We start from the raw sequence: 15,580 nt of genomic DNA, 5'->3' as shown, positions 1-15,580 counted from the left end.
CCGCCCCGCCGGCCGCGCCCGCTGCGCCGCCCGTCGCGCCCGTCGCGCCGGAGCACGGCGAACCCGCCGTCCCCGCCGAGCCGTTCGCGGCGGAGCCCGCCCCCGCCCCGCGCGCCCCGCGCCGCCCCCGCCCCGTGCTGCTGGGCGCCTGCGCCCTGGTGCTGGGCACCCTGGCCGGCGGCGGCATCGGCTACGCCGTGCAGGCCCAGCGCCCGCCCACGCCGCTGCCGCCGCTCCAGGTCGCCCACCCGTCCTACCCGGCCGGCACGGTCGACCCGGCCGCCCTCGCCGCCGAACAGCCCAAGCCGCTGGCCATCGACGGCGACCTGACCAAGCTGCTGATCACCGTCCCCGAGGGCAGCGCCCCCTGGGCGGACTTCGCGGACAAGCCGAGCTGGGTGTCGATCGGCGAACTCGCCGAGGAGAACGGCAACGCGGCCGGCACCTTCAAGGAACTCGCCTCCAACGGCTTCCGCCGCGCGGCCGAGGTGGCCTGGAAGAAGGACGACGTCCGCTACCGCGTCACGCTGACCCAGTACACCGCGGACCACGCGGACCAGGTGCGCTCCGTCACCTTGCCGGCGTTCGCCGACGGCGCTCCCGGCGGCTACAAGGTGGACGCCGCGCCGCACCACTGGGCCGACAGCAACGAGCAGTACTACTTCGGCGAGGCCGTCGCCAAGCGCGGCCCGCTGGAGATGAAGGTCGAGGTCTTCGGCCCCCAGCCGGTGAACCCCGACACCCTCAAGGACCTCGCCAAGCGGCAGTGGGAGCGGCTGGTATGAACGACGACACCGTGACCGCCGCCGCCCCGGGCGCGCCCGAGCCGGCGCCCGGCGCCCCGTCCGCCCTGACCGGCCCGCCCATCGGATCCGTTCCGCCCGGCGGGTCCGTTCCGCCGCTCGGGTCCGTCGACGCGGCATCCGTCGATCCCGCCGCATCCGCCGCATCCGCCGCACCCGCCGGTCCGAGCCCCGCCTCCCGCCGCCTGCTGCGCGCGGGCGCCGCGACCGCCGCGGCCGCGCTGGTCGGCGTGGTCATCGGCGTCGGCATCATCAAGACCCGGTACGACGACCCCGCGCCGGTCACCGTCGCCGCCCCGTCCACCGGTCCCACGCCCACCGCGACCGCCACGCCGTACGGCGCCAAGTCCAACGGCAGCCACTTCGGCTCGCTGCGCGACCTGCTGCTGCCCGTCCCGGCCGGCTACCGGCCCGGCCCGGACGACGGCGGCTACGGCAACGACACCGAGCTGGGCGGCGAGCAGCTGGCCGCCGAGCTGGACGCCGACCTCCAGCAGCTCCCCAAGGAGAAGCGCGACAAGATGCGCTCCTACTGGGAGAGCATGCACGTCAAGGCCACCGGCGTGCGCACCTACCGCGCCGACGGGGACGACCTGGTGATCGGCCTGAAGCTGCGCCAGTTCAACCAGCAGGAAGTGCAGCGGATCAACGAGTACACCGCGGTCTTCACCGGCGACACCGGCCTGTTCCGGATCGGCCCGGCGATCCCCGGCCACCCCGAGGCGCACTGCTACCTGATGCCGGCGCCGCCGTCCGCGCCGATCGACTACCTGGAGTGCTCGGCCGCCGAGGGCGACCTCCTGGTGATCATGAGCGCCGAGGGCGTGGCACCGCTGCCCAAGGACAGGATCGTCGCCCTCTTCACCGCCCAGCTCGACCGCCTCGCCCGCCCGGGAGCGTCCGTATGACCGACCACGCCACCCCGCCGCCCGCGCCCGAGAGCGCGCCCGCGCCTGCGCCCGGGAACGTCCCCGCGCCCGAACCGCAGAACGCGCCCGCGAACGCGCCGCAGAACGCGCCCGATCCGCTCCTGGCGGCGCTCGCCGCGCCCGTCGCCGTCCCCGAGGACCCGGCCGTCCTCGCGGAGCGGGAGGCCCGCCGGGCCCTGCGCCGCAAGGCCGCGGTGCGCTGGGGCGGCGCCGCCCTGGTGTTCGTCCTCGCCGGCACCGGCACCGCCCTGGCCGTCACCGCGCCCGAGCGCACCGACCTGCCGGGCCTGGCCACCGCGAGCGACGGCCGCTACACCTTCGCGCCGCTGACCCTGCCGCCGCTGCCGGCCGGCAAGAACGCCCCGGACGACAAGGGCAAGTCCCTGCACCACGCGGACCTGCGCCACCTGCTGCTGCCCGCGCCCAAGGAGGCCGGCGGTTCGCTGACCCCGCCCGTCTTCCCGGCCCCCGGTGCCGGTGCCGTCCCCTCGGGGTCGTCCACCGCCTCGGGGTCGCCGACCGCCTCCCCGGAGCCCTCGGCCTCCGCCGGCGCGCCCGCCGCCGGCTCCGGGTTCGGCCAGTGGGTGCCCTGCGACGCGCTCGCCGAGGACCAGCAGGACCCGGTCAAGGTGCGCGTCCTGCTGCTGGAGGACGCCTGCCGCGCGGCCACCGTCCGGGAGTGGACGGCCTCCGACGGCACCCGCACCCAGATCCGGCTGCTGCGCTTCGGCTCCGTGCGGGAGTCCTGGGGGGCCTTCGCCGACCTGCGCTCCAAGGGCCGCCCCAAGGCCGCCGCCGACACCAGGAGCACCCCCCACGACGACTGGGACACCTTCGACGGCATGAGCCTGACCACCGTGGAGTCCACCACGGCCGGCTCCAAGGGCGCCCCCACCGCCCGCGTCGCCTACCTCTCCGCCGCCGACGTCCTCGCCGTCGTCACCATGACCAACCCCGCCGGCGTGCCCACCGCGCCGTTCCGGCAGGTCGTCACCCTCCAGGCGGACCTGCTGTCCTGACTCCGCCTCAGCGACCGGGCCGGTTCCCCCCGGGGAGCCGGCCCGGCCGTCCTCCCGCGCGCCTTCTGGGACAGGATCGGGATATTTCCCGCACCGGCCCGTGAACGACCCCCGCGTACGGTGATCACGCATCGGAGAACGCACCGCCGAAAATCGACAGCAGGAGAACCCATGCGCAAGCGCCGCCTCGTCCTCACCGCCGCCGCCGTCGCGGCGATCGCCGCCACCGCCACGGCCTGCGGACCGGACAACAGCGACACGAGCGCCGCTCCCGCCGCCACCGGCCCCGCCGCCACCGGGCCCGCAGCACCCGCCGCCGCGCCCACCACGGCCGCCCCGGCCGGCGCCGCGCCGACGAAGACCGCCCCGCCCAAGTCCTCCCCGGCCCCCTCCGCCCCCTCCGCCGACAAGAGCGGGTACGGCCAGGCCTGCGGCGCCAACGACCTGGACTTCACCGCGAAGACCGAGAGCCAGGCCGGCGGCTACATCCTGATCAGCGCCAAGGCCAAGCAGGGCATCACCTGCACGCTCCCCGGCACCCACCCCGTCATCGCGTTCGGCTCCGGCGGCATCGAGGCCGGGCCCTTCGAGCACGGCACCGGGGAGGCGATCACCCTGAGCGGCGCCAAGACCGCCTACGCGGGCATCATGGCCAAGACCACCAAGGGCAACCAGGCCGTCCAGTACACCGACGTCATCATCGGCATCGGCACCCCCGACCCGAACCCGGCGAGCGTCCCCGTCGGCACCACTCCGGTCGACAAGCCGGTCGTCACCAACTGGCATACCCTGCCCAAGGACGCCGTCCCCGCGAACTGACGCCACGTCACATCGGCGCCGGTGAAAGCCGGATGACGGTGGACTGCCGTCGGCCGCCGGTGTGCTGACGGTGCGGCCCGGCACCTTGGAAGAGGTCCTGCCCCATCTCTTCCAGGGAGCGCACATGACGATCACCATCCGGCCGGGAAGCACCGTGATGTTCACCGGCGACTCGATCACCGACGGCCGGCGCCGGGAGAGCGAGGACGGCCTCGGAACCGGCTACCCGCTGCTCGTCGCGGGCGAGTGGGGCCACCGCTACCCGGACCGGCCGGTGACCTGGCTGAACACCGCGAACGCCGGCGACAAGGCGATGGACCTGGAGGCCCGCTGGCGCACGGACGTGCTCGACGCGCGCCCGGACGTGGTGTCGATCCTCGTCGGGATCAACGACACGGGCTGGCACACCCTCGACCCGCAGGGGTACCCGATCCCCGCGGAGCGCTTCGAGGCGACCTACGACCGCCTGCTCGCGCCCCTCGCCGAGGCGGGCACCCGACTGGTCCTCGTCGAGCCGTTCCTCGTGCCGATCCGCGGCGTCGTCGAGGCCGGCGACGCGGTGCTCATCGGTGAGAAGGAACGCGAGCAGTGGCGCGCCGACCTGGACCCGAAGATCCAGGCCGTGCGCAGGCTCGCCCGCCGGTACGGCGCCCAACTGCTCGCCGCCGACGGCAGGTTCGCCGAACTCGGCGCGACGACCCGACCGGAGCACTGGTCCGCGGACGGCGTCCACCCGACCCCGGCCGGTCACGCCGCACTCGCGGCCGCCTGGCTGCGCCTGGTCGCCTGACCGGGCCGGGAGCACGGTCCCGGCCCGACCGCCGGGCCCTGCCGTCACCCCCGCAGCCTCGCCGCCACCGGGCGGTGGTCGCTGGGGGTGGCCGGGAGGGTCCAGGTGCCGGTGGCGGCGAGGCCGCGGGTGAGCACGTGGTCGATGCGGACCAGGGGGAACGCGGCCGGCCAGCTGAAGCCGAAGCCGCTGCGGGCCGGGGTGAGACGGCGGGCCAGCGGGGCCAGGGCGCGGTCGTCGGCGGCGGTGTTGAGGTCGCCCAGCAGCACGACCCGGTGCAGCGGTTCGGCGTCCAGGGCCCCGGCGAGGGCGGCGATGTCGCGGTCGCGGTGGGCGGTGGCGAAGCCGGAGAAGGTCGTGCGCACCGAGGCCAGGTGGGCGACGTACACCGCCAACGGCCCGCCCGGGGCGCTGACTTCGGCCCGCAGGGAGCGGTTCCAGCCGGGGTCGATGACCAGCCGCCGGGACTCCGTCACCGGGTAGCGGCTCCACAGGGCGACGGTGCCGGTGCGGGCGTGGTGGGGCAGTGCCCGGTCCAGCACGCTCCGGTAGGCGGGCAGGGCCGCGTCGGTGACCTCCTCCAGCGCGACGAGGTCCGGGTCCGCGGCGAGCAGCGCCCGGGCGGTGCCGGCCGGGTCCTGGTTGGCGGCGTTCACGTTGTGGGTGACCACCGTCAGGCCCGGCCCGCCGGCCCCGCCCGCCGGGGCCCCGCCGGACAGCAGCAGCGGCCCGAACACCGCCGCCCACACCGCCACCAGCACCCCGCCCGCGCAGGCCGCCGCCGGTGCCCGGCGCAGCGCCGCGCACAGCAGCGCCGCCACCGCCACCAGGCCGCTCCACGGCAGGGCGCTCTCCCACAGGCTGCCCAGGCCCACACCGAGCTCCGGCACCAGCCGGTGGCCGCCCAGGGCGAGCGCGGTGAGCAGCCCGAGCGCGGCGGGCACGCGCCCGCGCCGCCACCGGGGCACGGCCCGCCACGCGGGTGCGGCTCCCCGCCCCGGTGCGCCCGGCCCCCTCGACGCGAGGAGCCGCTTCAGTGCGATCAGCCACTTCGGCGCGGCCGGCCACGTCGGTGCGGCCCGTCGCCGCCGGCGCGGCGGGCCGGGCCGGGCGGGCGTCTCGGACGGGACGGACGGTACGGACGGTACGGACGGCACGGAAGACGTCACGGCGCGCCCCCTCACCCTGCGGCGTCCGGCAGCGGAGCCGGGCAGGTCCCGCCCGGCGGGGTGAGCAGTTCGAAGTGCCAGATCTCGTTGGCGTACACCTGGCACAGCCCGTACCGGGCGCCGTTCTGGATCAGCCAGTAGTCGGCGCTGGTCGGGCCGACGTCCACCGCCTTGCCGCTGACGTGCGCGGACTTCTCCGGGGTGTTGACGAACTTGCGGGCCTGCTCCAGGCTCCCGTACTTGACCACCCCCCGGTCCAGCAGCCGCTGCTGGTAGGCCTTGCTGCGCCAGCCGGAGGTGACGGTCATCTCGATGCCCCGGGCCCGGGCGTCGACGGCCGCCCGCTGCAGGGCCTCGAGCAGCGGCCCGTCCAGGTTGCCCACGGCGGGGGAGTCGGTGTCGGAGGGGGTCAGCGTCCGGCCGTCGGGTATCTCCCCCTCCGCCTCCGCCGACGCCTGCGTCGTGGCGGGCGAGGCGGTGACGGGCTGGGCGGTGACGGTGGACGCCAGGGTGCGCAGGACGGCCTCGGTGCCCGGCGGGTCGGCGGCGGCGCACGCCCCGGCCAGGGTCAGCACCGCCGTCGCGGCGGCGCCCGCGGCCAGCCGCCGCCGTCCGCTCCGCGCCGCCGTGCCCGTGCCGGTCCCCGTGCCCGTGCCCGTCCCCGTCGGGGTGTCCGTCGTGTCCATTCCTGCCTCCCGGTGTTGCTCGTCCGTTGCCGGACCATTGGAGGAGAACCGGTGTTGCGAGGACGTCTGCGCAGGCCGATACGTTTTCGATAGGTCCCATCGGGTCCAATGGGTACGAACAGCGAAGAGCTAGGGAGAACAGCACGTGCGGGTCCTGGTGGTGGAGGACGAGATCTACCTCGCGGAGGCGGTCCAGGCGGGCCTGCGACTGGAGGCGATCGCCTGCGACATCGTCACCGACGGCGACGCGGCGCTGGAGCGCCTGGCCGTCCACAGCTACGACGTCGTCGTCCTCGACCGCGACATCCCCGGCACCCACGGCGACGACGTCTGCCGCAGCATCGTCCGCGGCGGCCTCGGCTGCCGGGTCCTGATGCTCACCGCCGCCGCCCGCCTGAACGAGAAGGTCGCCGGCTTCGAACTCGGCGCCGACGACTACCTCACCAAGCCCTTCGACCTCGCCGAACTCGTCGTACGGCTGCGCTCGCTGGCCCGCCGCCCGGCCCAGGCCGCCCCGCCCGTCCTGGAGTACGCCGGGCTGCGCCTGGACCCCTTCCGCCGGGAGGTCTACCGGGACGGCCGCTACGTGGGCCTGTCCCGCAAGCAGTTCGCCGTCCTGGAGGTCCTGATGGCGGCGCGCGGCGGCGTCATCAGCGCCGAGGACCTGCTGGAACGCGCCTGGGACGAGAACGCCGACCCCTTCACCAACGCCGTCCGCATCACCATCTCCGGCCTGCGCAAACGCCTCGGCGACCCGTGGGTGATCCAGACCGTGCCGGGCGTGGGCTACCGCCTCACCGACCCCTCCACCGACCCCGGCCAGGAAGGCACCCCGCGGTGAACCCCGACCCCGGCCCCGACCCCTCCGACCCCTCCCACCCCTCCGGCCCCGGGCCCCGCACGGGCGGACGCCGCACCGGAAACCGCCCGCGCCGCCTGACCGCCCGGATGCGCCTGACCCTCAGCTACACCCTCTTCGCCGTCACCGCCGGCCTCCTCTCCCTCGCCGTGGTCTACGTCGGCATGCGCTACGTCCCCAACTACCCCCTCACCTCCTCCAACCCGCGCTACCGCTCCGACGCCCCCTCCCGCCAGGAGATCCTGGACTCGCTGCTCAGGGCCAGCGGCTACGCCCTGGCCCTGCTGACCGCCGTCGGCCTGATCGGCGGCTGGCTGATCGCCGGCCGGGTGCTGCGCCCGCTGCAGGACATCACCCGCGCCGCCCACCGCGCCGCGAGCGGGGCCCTGGAACACCGCATCGCCCTCACCGGGCCGCGCGACGAGTTCACCGACCTCTCCGACGCCTTCGACGAGATGCTGGCGCGCCTCCAGCGCTCCTTCGAGGCCCAGCAGCGCTTCGCCGCCAACGCCTCCCACGAACTGCGCACCCCGCTCGCGATCACCCGCACCATGCTCCAGGTCGCCGCCGCCGACCCGGCCGGCCAGGACTGGGGCCGCCTCGTCACCCGCCTCCAGGACACCAACCAGCGCGGCATCGAGATCAGCGAGGCCCTGCTCCAGCTCGCCGACCTCGGCCACGCCCCGCCCGACCTCGCCCCCACCGACCTCGCCGCCGCCACCGGCGAGGCGCTGGCCGCCGTCCGCGACGAGGCCGAGGCCTTCGGCATCACCCTCACCGCAGACCTGCGCCCCGCCCCGACCACCGGCAACCCCGTCCTGCTGCGCCAGGCGGCCGTCAACCTGCTGCACAACGCGCTGCGGCACAACCTGCCGCCCGGCGCCGGCGGGCGGGTCACCGTCGCCACCGGGGCCGACCCCGAGCGGCCCGGCCGGGTGCACCTGACCGTCACCAACACCGGCCCGCGGCTGACGGAGGAGGCCGTGGCCACCTTCACCGAACCCTTCCTGCGCGGACGCGGGCGCACCGCCGGGACCGACCCGGCCCGCCGCGGCCACGGGCTGGGCCTGGCGATCGTCGCCGCCGTCACCGAGGCCCACCACGGCGAACTCCACCTAGCCCCCGACCCGGCCGGCGGCCTGCGGGCGACCCTCGCCCTGCCCGGCCCGGCCGCCGACCGGGAACGGCCCGGCCCGCGCGCAGCCGGATGACCGGAAAAAGATCCCTCCGCCCGCCCGTCACATCCCCGGGCCGGGATCCGTCGGTGAGGTGACAGCGACCGACAGCCGGAAGGACCGCACCGTGCTCACCGACCTCATGTACGTGACGCTCTACGTCACCGACCAGGACCGCGCCCTGACGTTCTGCACGGAGCAACTCGGCCTGGAGAAGCGCATCGACTTCCCCAACCCCGGCGGACGCTTCCTCACCGTCGGCGTCCCCGGCACCCCGGTCGAACTCCTCCTGTGGGCGCACCCCGCCGCCGCGGGCCGGCCGGACGGGCCGGACGGGACACCCGGCCCGGTCGTCCTCGAAGCGGACGACCTGCGGGCCGACTTCCGGGTGTTCCGCGACCGCGGGGTGGTCTTCGACCTGCCGGAGCCGGTGCGGGCCGACCGGGCGAAGGGCGGTTCCTGCCCCTCGCCGGGCCCGGTTCAGGCATAGGGCCGGAGGTCGTCGCGGTGGGCGGTGCCGCTGCCGTCGGGCCGCCAGGAGCGGCTGTGTCGGGCCATGGTCCAGGTCTGCGGTGCCCGGCGGGCGGCGTCGATCCAGGCCGCGAGTTCGGGGAGCGCGCTCTGCCGCAGGAGGTGCCGGGCCGCGGCCCGTTCGGAGGCCGGGAGCGGGGCGACCCCGATCCGCACCGTGTACCACCACCGGGGGTGGATGCCGCCGCCGTGGTTGGAGGACAGGCCCGGCACCCACTCGACGTGCAGCGCGGTCCCGTCCTCCCACGGGCGGTTGCCGAACTCCAGGTGGGCGGCCTCCGCCTCCTGCGCGCCGAGGACGGTGCGGATGTCGGTCGGGGTGAGCGGCCACGAAAGATCGCGCGGCAGTCGGCGGTTGCGGGCTGGCATGCGCCCGAGGATGGCAGACGCCCCGACGGAAGCGCATGCGCGTTTCGCCCCGGGGCGCTTCGGGCGGGCCGGGCTCAGGCGGGGCCGGGGAAGCGGTCGATGTTGTGCTCCACCCAGGTGCGCAGGTGCGCCAGCGGGACGCAGGCGTCCGCGCCCAGTGCGGTGAGGCTGTACTCGACCCGCGGGGGGACCTCGGCGTGGATCTCGCGGTCGACCAGGCCGTGCTCCTCCAGCCGGCGCAGGGTCTGGGTGAGCACCTTGGGGCTGACGCCCTGCAGGCGGGTGCGCAGCGCGCCGAAGCGTTGCGGGCCGTCCTCCAGGGCGCCCAGCGCGAGGGCGCTCCACTTGTTGGCCAGCAGGTCGAGCATGTCGCGGCAGGGGCAGGCCGCGGCGTAGACGGACCTGGGGTCGGTGCAGTCGGGGGCGTGGGTCCTCGTCGTACGGGTCGTCGTCACCCGCCGATGGTACCCATCGGGTACTGCTTCGGTACCCGATGGGTACCAATGGTCCTTGCGGGTAACCACCACCCCTCGCATACCGTCGCCGACGTGCCCGGACGGCGGTGCGCCGCCCATCCCTTCCGACGAGGAGACCCCTGATGCCCGAGACGACCACGACCCCCGGGACGGCCGCGATCCCCGCGACGATGCCCGCCGTCGCCTACCGCAGGAGCCTGCCGGTCGACGACCCGCAGAGCCTGCTCGACGTCGAGCTGCCCGTGCCCCGGCCGGGCCCGCGCGACCTGCTGGTGCGGGTGGAGGCGGTGGCCGTCAACCCGGTGGACCACAAGGTCCGGCAGAACGCCGACCCGGGCGGTGAGCCGCGGGTGCTGGGCTGGGACGCGTCCGGCACCGTGGTCGCGGTCGGCCCGCAGACGGAACTGTTCGAGGTCGGCGACGAGGTGTACTACGCCGGCGCCCTGGATCGGCCCGGCACCAACTCCCGCTACCACGCGGTGGACGAGCGCCTGGTCGGCCACAAGCCGGCCACCCTCTCCCACGCCGGGGCAGCAGCGCTGCCGCTGACCGCGCTGACCGCCTGGGAGGGCCTCTTCGAACGCCTCGGCCTGGGCACCGGCGGCCCGGAGCAGGGCGGCACCCTGCTGGTGACCGCCGCCGCGGGCGGCGTCGGCTCCCTCGTCACCCAGCTCGCCCGCGCCCTCACCGGCCTGACCGTGATCGGCACCGCGTCCCGCCCGGAGTCGGCCGACTTCGCCCGCCGCATGGGCGCCGACCACGTGATCGACCACGCGCGCCCGCTCGGCCCGCAGCTGGCGAAGGCCGCCCCCGGCGGCCTCGACCACGTCTTCAGCACCGTCGCCACCGACCGCAACCTCGCCGCCTACGCCGAGGCCCTGAACCCCTTCGGCGGCATCGTCGCCATCGACGACTTCGACTCCCTGGACATCGGCGTCCTCAAGGGCAAGAGCATCTCCTTCCACTGGGAGTTCATGTTCACCCGCTCCCTGCACGCCACCGCCGACCGGGCGGTGCAGCACCGGATCCTCGACCGGGTCGCCCGCCTGGTGGACGCGGGCGTCCTGACCACCACCGCCACCCGCGACCTCGGCCCCGTCAACGCCGCCAACCTCCGGGCGGCCCACCGCCTCCAGGAGTCCGGTGCGGCGATCGGCAAGACGACCCTGACCGGGTTCTGAGCCGGTGCCCCGGCGCACCGGCCGGGTCGGGGCCCTCCTGGCCACCGGTGGCTGCGGCGGCGACGGCGGATCCGGTGAAGATCTGCCAAGCTGCTTCGGTGTTCGAATTTCGTCTCTGGCTCGCCGCACTTCCGGAACCCGTACCCGAGGCCGAGGCCCGCAGCTACTGGAACCTGAAGGACCTCCCCACCCCGAACCTCGACGGGGCGCTGAGGCGCGCGGACTACGTCTACGTCGGCGCCTGGCACGAGGGCCATCTGTCGGACGAGCCGCAGTCGGGCCGCTGCCCCGCCGTCAGGATCTCCAACTGGCTGTTCTACCGCGGGACCATCGACCGCTACCAGGCGCCGCTTCTCGACGCCCGGTTGCGGGACGAACTCATCAGGATCCACCGGCCCCGCCCGGGTGACCTGCCGGCGGAGTCCACCGATGCGGAGACGATCGCCGCGTTCCTCACGGCGCACCTCGGTCGGCACCTGCTGCCCGAGGAAGCACCACCGGCCACGGCCTGACACGCCGACGGGCCCGACTGCCGCTCAGCCGACCGACCGGTCCTCCTGCCCGTCCGTCACGACCGGCAGGAGGCCGCGCTCGCCGAACACCTTCTTGGCGACGAAGGTCGCGTTCAGCGCCTTCGGGAACCCGCAGTAGACGGCGGAGTGCAGCAGCGCCTCGACGATCTCCTGCGGCGTCAGCCCGACGTTCAGCGAGGCGTTGACGTGGACCTCCAGCTGCGGCTCGCACCCGCCGAGCGCGGTGAGCATGCCCAGGGTGACCAACTGCCGCTCGCGCGGCGCCAGCCCGGGACGGCTGTAGATCTCCCCGAACCCCCAGGCGACCACCTGGTGCCCGAGCTCGGGGCTCACCTCGCCCAGCGACTCCACCACCCGCCGCCCGGCCTCGCCGTCGATCCGGTCGAGCACCTCGGCCCCGTGCGCGAAACGCTCCCGGCGGACCTCGGCCTCACTCGCGGACATGCTCATCTGCGCCGCTCCTCTCCCGTTTCCCGGCCGCCGACCACGACGGCGGCGACCACGGAAGGAACCGTAGAACTTGGAGTGCACTCCAACTCAAGTCGCCACGCAGCTCCACCTCCGCAGGAAGATTTGCGGCCAGGACCCCCTGAAATGGCATCACCCCGCCCTAACCGGGCCGAAAGATTTCCTGTGGACACGCGGCCCGGCGGGACGGGCCGCGCTGCGCCGGGGTAGCGTTGCCCGTCCGTTCCCGGGTTTCGCGAGATGGAGCAGCCGTGTCCTCGAACGTCTTCCGCAGCGGTATCGGACAGCTGCTCCCCGATCAGGGGCCCGACGGGCTGAGGGTCTGGAGCGTGGCCCGGGCGCCCAGGAGCGCGCTGTACGGTGCCCCCGTCGAGGCCACCGTCCTGCTCGAAGGCACCGACGACCTCGACCGGGCCGATCTTCCCCTGGTCGGCGAGGTGCTCGGCAGGGTCGACCACTACATCGGGACGGGGATCCGCTTCGTGCGTGAGCAGGTGGAGGCCGACCCGGCCTTCTTCGGCCTCACCGAAGCGCAGGCGCGGCCCTACCGCGGCCTGCCCGTCGAGGACTTCCCACTGGACTGCCCGCAGCTCAACTTCTACCTCGACGAGTGGCACCTGCGTTTCGCCGAGGGTCGCCTGCCGATCTGCGACCCCTACGGCCTCGCGGTCGTGTTCGAAGGCCAACGGCCGGTGAGGGTGGAGGACTTGAGCGACGCCACGGCCGTGGACGACGAAGGCGCCGACGGCTCGGGGCGACAGGGGGCCTGAGCAGTCCCCGCCCCACCCGCATGCGGGCGTCAGGCGCGGTGGTACGGGGCGGGGGTGGCGACCTCGCCGCCGAGCGCGGCGGCGGCGTGGCGGGCCCAGTAGGGGTCGCGCAGCAGTTCGCGGCCGATCAGGACGGCGTCGGCGTGGCCGTCGGTGAGGATGTCCTGGGCCTGGGCGGGGTCGGTGATCAGGCCGACGGCGGCCACCGGCAGGTCGGTCTCGCGGCGCACGGCCTCGGCGAAGGGCACCTGGAAGCCGGGCCCGGCCTCGATCCGGGCGTCGGGGACGATGCCGCCGGTGGAGACGTCGAGCAGGTCGACGCCGTGGGCCCGGAGCTCCTTGGCGAGGCGGACGGTGTCCTGCGAGGTCCAGCCCTCGCGGCCGTCCTGCGGGTTCTCGGTGATCCAGTCGGTCGCCGAGACGCGGAAGAAGACCGGCAGGTCCTCGGGCCACACCGAGCGGACGGCGTCGACGACCTCCAGCGCGAAGCGGATGCGGCCCTCGTAGGAGCCGCCGTAGCCGTCGGTGCGGTGGTTGGACGCGGGGGAGAGGAACTGGTGGACCAGGTAGCCGTGGGCGCCGTGGACCTCGGCGACCTGGAAGCCGGCGTCGAGCGCGCGCCGGGCGGCGTCGGCGAACTGCCGCACGATCTCGCCGATCTGCTCCTCGGTCAGCTCGTCCGGGGTGGTGTGGGCGGGGGAGAAGGCGTCGGCGCTGGGGCCGACCGGGGTCCAGCCGTGCTCCTCGTCCGGGGTGACGGGGCGTCCGCGGTCGATCCAGGTGCGCTCGGTGGAGGCCTTGCGCCCGGCATGGGCGAGCTGGATGGCGGGGACGGTGCCCTGGCTCTTCAGGAAGTCGGTGATCCGGCGGAAGGCGGTGACCTGCGCGTCGTTCCAGATGCCGAGGTCGTACGGGCTGATGCGTCCTTCGGGGCTGACCGCGGTGGCCTCCGTGATGATCAGCCCGGTGCCGCCGGCGGCGCGGGCCGCGAGGTGGGTGAAGTGCCAGTCGGTGGGCACGCCGGCCGCGTCCCCGTTCGGGGCGGCGCTGTACTGGCACATCGCCGGCATCCAGATGCGGTTGGGGACGGTCAGCGACCGCAGGGTGAGCGGGGCGAAGAGAGAGGTGCTCATGTCGGACTCCCGGTGGGTCGGCCGGCGCCAGGACGCGAAGGCGAATCAAGGGCTGGTGTGCAACTTTTGCAGCTGCATTTACGTTCGCAAACAATAGTTGCGCACGCAGGGACTTGCAAGGGTTCTCCGTCGGCGCACCCTCCCGCCTGCGGGAAAAGGGAGTCGGCGCTCCGTAACGCCGGACGGCGCCGCCCGGGGGAACCGGGCGGCGCCGTCGGAAGCGGGGCGCGGGGGCCGTGCGCAGCGGCGGCCGTCAGCGCGCCGTCTGCGGGACCCGCTGGGTCGGGACGGCGGCCCGGGCCGAACGCGGGGCGGAGCCGGAGGCGCCGGGGGCGGCCGCGGGGGAGGCGCCGAGCGCGGTGCCGCGGGTCTCCTCGGCCCACAGGACGCAGACCAGCAGGCCGAGGGCGGTGGTCCCGGCGGCGATCAGCATGGTCGGGCCGGTGCCGAGCCCGGTCAGCGACAGCGGCAGCAGGTAGGTGCCGACGGCCGCGCCGATCCGGCTGACCGAGGTGGCGACGCCCACGGCGGTGGCGCGGATCTCGGTGGGGAACAGCTCGTTGGGGTACGTCCAGTCGAGCACGTTCGGCCCGCCGCACAGGAAGGCGTACGCGCACAGCGCCAGCAGCGCGACGGCGGCCGGGGCGGTGGGCCACGCGCCCAGCAGCGCCAGCGGGACGGTCATCAGCGCGAAGGACCAGATGATGACGGGCCGCCGGCCGCGGGTGTCGATCAGGCGCAGCGCCGGGTAGCAGCCGAGCAGGAAGACCAGGCTGATCAGGCCGGTGCCGAGGGTCTCCATCACGGTGCCGCCCGGCATGCCGAAGGAGGAGAGGATCTGCGGGCCGAAGGTGAGCATCGCGAACAGCGGGCCGACCTGGCACATGAAGAACAGGCCGCAGAACAGGGTGCGGCGCCGGTAGGGCTGGGTCATCAGCAGGCGCAGCCCGGCGGGGCGGCCGCGTTCGGCCGGATCGGGCATCAGCTCGCGGCCGTCGACCCGGACCCCGAGGTGCTTCTCGACCACGCGCACCGCGTCACCGACCCGCCCGTTGGCGGCCAGCCAGCGCGGGGACTCCGGCGAGCCGCGCCGGATCACCAGGAACACCACGCACAGCACCGTGGAGCTCGCCAGCATCCACCGCCAGCTGCCCGGCCCGGCCAGCTCCAGGAACAGGTAGCCCACCACGTAGGCGAGCACCGAGCCGGCGTACCAGGCGACGATCTGCTGCCCGAGCAGGCGGCCGCGCTTCTTGGCGGGCAGCCACTCGGCGAGCAGCGAGGTGGCGATGGGGTAGTCGGCGGCCACGGCCATGCCGAGTACGAAGCGCAGCACGGCGATCGCCCACACCGCGTCCACCCAGAAGGAGAGCACCGAGCAGGCGACCATCACGAGCAGGTCGGCGGTGTACATCACCTCCCGGCCGATCTTGTCGGTCAGCACGCCGAAGAGCGCGCCGCCGACGAACATCCCCACCAGCGCGGCGGCGCCGATCAGGCTGACCTCGGCGGTGGACAGCCCGAGGTCCGGGCGCATCCCGATCAGGGCGACGCCGACGATGCTCAGGATGTAGCCGTCGAGCAGGGGTCCGCCCGAACAGGCCAGGGCCAGCCTGCGGTGGAACGCGGTATACGGGGCGTTGTCGATGGTTTGGGACATGTGCTGGGGGTCCTCCGGAGCGTACGGCACGCACTGCGCACCGTGCGCCGGGTAGACGGCAGGGGAAGACGCCGCCCACCTCGGACGGCGCCATCGCCCGGTCACAACGGGCGACCGTCCACGGTTGCCCCGGCCCCGTGGGGCCGCCACCGGGCCGAAGGTCGAGGGGATTCACGACCAAGGTCCCGAAGCGGACGGGCCCTTCGCCCG

At 74.7% G+C, this 15,580-nt stretch carries 18 protein-coding genes; 11 read left to right on the top strand and 7 right to left on the bottom strand.

Going from position 1 to position 15,580, the window contains the following annotated elements; translation table 11 throughout:
• From ACFVUY_RS31200 to ACFVUY_RS31180, 5 genes are all read left to right on the top strand, one after another.
• Positions 1–785, top strand: a 785-nt coding sequence (locus ACFVUY_RS31200; protein WP_387735588.1) for a hypothetical protein, incomplete at its 5' end; no start/stop codon positions are given.
• Positions 782–1,711: a hypothetical protein gene (locus ACFVUY_RS31195; RefSeq protein WP_387735585.1), complete on the top strand. Its 930-nt coding sequence runs from the start codon at positions 782–784 to the stop codon at positions 1,709–1,711. The genes ACFVUY_RS31200 and ACFVUY_RS31195, both read left to right, overlap by 4 nt.
• Positions 1,708–2,751, top strand: coding sequence for a hypothetical protein (locus ACFVUY_RS31190; RefSeq protein WP_387692492.1), 1,044 nt, complete (start codon positions 1,708–1,710; stop codon positions 2,749–2,751). Before ACFVUY_RS31195 ends, ACFVUY_RS31190 begins: the two co-directional genes overlap by 4 nt.
• Before the next feature lie 171 nt (positions 2,752–2,922).
• Positions 2,923–3,570: a hypothetical protein gene (locus ACFVUY_RS31185; protein ID WP_387692491.1), complete on the top strand. Its 648-nt coding sequence runs from the start codon at positions 2,923–2,925 to the stop codon at positions 3,568–3,570.
• A gap of 124 nt (positions 3,571–3,694) precedes the next feature.
• Entirely contained in the window at positions 3,695–4,360 is a 666-nt protein-coding gene (locus tag ACFVUY_RS31180; RefSeq protein ID WP_387692489.1) for a GDSL-type esterase/lipase family protein, read from the top strand.
• A 44-nt stretch (positions 4,361–4,404) separates the two neighbouring features.
• Here ACFVUY_RS31180 and ACFVUY_RS31175 read toward each other — a convergent pair whose 3' ends face one another.
• Complete coding sequence (locus tag ACFVUY_RS31175) at positions 4,405–5,304, bottom strand: endonuclease/exonuclease/phosphatase family protein (protein WP_387692487.1); 900 nt, start codon at positions 5,302–5,304, stop codon at positions 4,405–4,407.
• Positions 5,305–5,540: 236 nt separating this feature from the next.
• A complete protein-coding gene (locus tag ACFVUY_RS31170) occupies positions 5,541–6,215 on the bottom strand; it encodes a M15 family metallopeptidase (protein ID WP_387692485.1) in 675 nt (224 codons plus the stop codon).
• A 145-nt stretch (positions 6,216–6,360) separates the two neighbouring features.
• Between ACFVUY_RS31170 and ACFVUY_RS31165 the strand changes: the two genes are divergently transcribed.
• The 3 genes from ACFVUY_RS31165 to ACFVUY_RS31155 are packed head-to-tail and all read left to right on the top strand — an operon-like array spanning position 6,361 to position 8,739.
• The gene (locus ACFVUY_RS31165) at positions 6,361–7,056 is read left to right on the top strand and encodes a response regulator transcription factor (protein WP_387692483.1); all 696 of its coding nucleotides are present in this window, start codon (positions 6,361–6,363) and stop codon (positions 7,054–7,056) included.
• Positions 7,053–8,285, top strand: coding sequence for a sensor histidine kinase (locus ACFVUY_RS31160; protein WP_387735582.1), 1,233 nt, complete (start codon positions 7,053–7,055; stop codon positions 8,283–8,285). The genes ACFVUY_RS31165 and ACFVUY_RS31160 overlap by 4 nt, the downstream gene beginning before the upstream one ends.
• Before the next feature lie 58 nt (positions 8,286–8,343).
• Entirely contained in the window at positions 8,344–8,739 is a 396-nt protein-coding gene (locus ACFVUY_RS31155) for a VOC family protein (protein WP_387735579.1), read from the top strand.
• Here the strand turns inward: ACFVUY_RS31155 and ACFVUY_RS31150 are convergent.
• Both ACFVUY_RS31150 and ACFVUY_RS31145 read right to left on the bottom strand, forming a co-directional pair.
• Positions 8,730–9,149 (bottom strand): hypothetical protein, encoded by a 420-nt coding sequence (locus tag ACFVUY_RS31150; protein WP_387735578.1) that lies wholly within the window; start codon positions 9,147–9,149, stop codon positions 8,730–8,732. The two genes, ACFVUY_RS31155 and ACFVUY_RS31150, sit on opposite strands and share 10 nt — an antisense overlap.
• Before the next feature lie 74 nt (positions 9,150–9,223).
• Complete coding sequence (locus ACFVUY_RS31145) at positions 9,224–9,604, bottom strand: winged helix-turn-helix transcriptional regulator (RefSeq protein ID WP_387692475.1); 381 nt, start codon at positions 9,602–9,604, stop codon at positions 9,224–9,226.
• A 191-nt stretch (positions 9,605–9,795) separates the two neighbouring features.
• Between ACFVUY_RS31145 and ACFVUY_RS31140 the strand changes: the two genes are divergently transcribed.
• Entirely contained in the window at positions 9,796–10,806 is a 1,011-nt protein-coding gene (locus ACFVUY_RS31140) for a zinc-binding alcohol dehydrogenase family protein (protein WP_387735604.1), read from the top strand.
• Between the two features lie 98 nt (positions 10,807–10,904).
• A complete protein-coding gene (locus tag ACFVUY_RS31135) occupies positions 10,905–11,318 on the top strand; it encodes a hypothetical protein (protein ID WP_387735575.1) in 414 nt (137 codons plus the stop codon).
• 24 nt (positions 11,319–11,342) lie between these two features.
• Here the strand turns inward: ACFVUY_RS31135 and ACFVUY_RS31130 are convergent, their stop codons facing one another.
• Positions 11,343–11,783, bottom strand: coding sequence for a carboxymuconolactone decarboxylase family protein (locus ACFVUY_RS31130; protein ID WP_380636383.1), 441 nt, complete (start codon positions 11,781–11,783; stop codon positions 11,343–11,345).
• Between the two features lie 275 nt (positions 11,784–12,058).
• Here ACFVUY_RS31130 and ACFVUY_RS31125 point away from each other — a divergent pair, with 275 nt between their 5' ends.
• Positions 12,059–12,577 carry a hypothetical protein gene (locus tag ACFVUY_RS31125; RefSeq protein WP_387735572.1) on the top strand — a complete coding sequence of 173 codons (519 nt, stop codon included), beginning with the start codon at positions 12,059–12,061 and terminating at the stop codon, positions 12,575–12,577.
• A 29-nt stretch (positions 12,578–12,606) separates the two neighbouring features.
• Here the strand turns inward: ACFVUY_RS31125 and ACFVUY_RS31120 are convergent, their stop codons facing one another.
• Positions 12,607–13,710 (bottom strand): NADH:flavin oxidoreductase/NADH oxidase, encoded by a 1,104-nt coding sequence (locus ACFVUY_RS31120; RefSeq protein WP_387735569.1) that lies wholly within the window; start codon positions 13,708–13,710, stop codon positions 12,607–12,609.
• Positions 13,711–13,963: 253 nt separating this feature from the next.
• A complete protein-coding gene (locus ACFVUY_RS31115; protein ID WP_387735566.1) occupies positions 13,964–15,370 on the bottom strand; it encodes an MFS transporter in 1,407 nt (468 codons plus the stop codon).
• Positions 15,371–15,580: the final 210 nt, after the last annotated feature.

The organism is Kitasatospora sp. NPDC058063 (assembly GCF_042885395.1).
Classification (GTDB): domain Bacteria; phylum Actinomycetota; class Actinomycetes; order Streptomycetales; family Streptomycetaceae; genus Kitasatospora; species Kitasatospora lactacystinica.
Note: the sequence above shows the minus strand (reverse complement) of the source record. Positions and strands in the feature narration are given on the sequence as shown.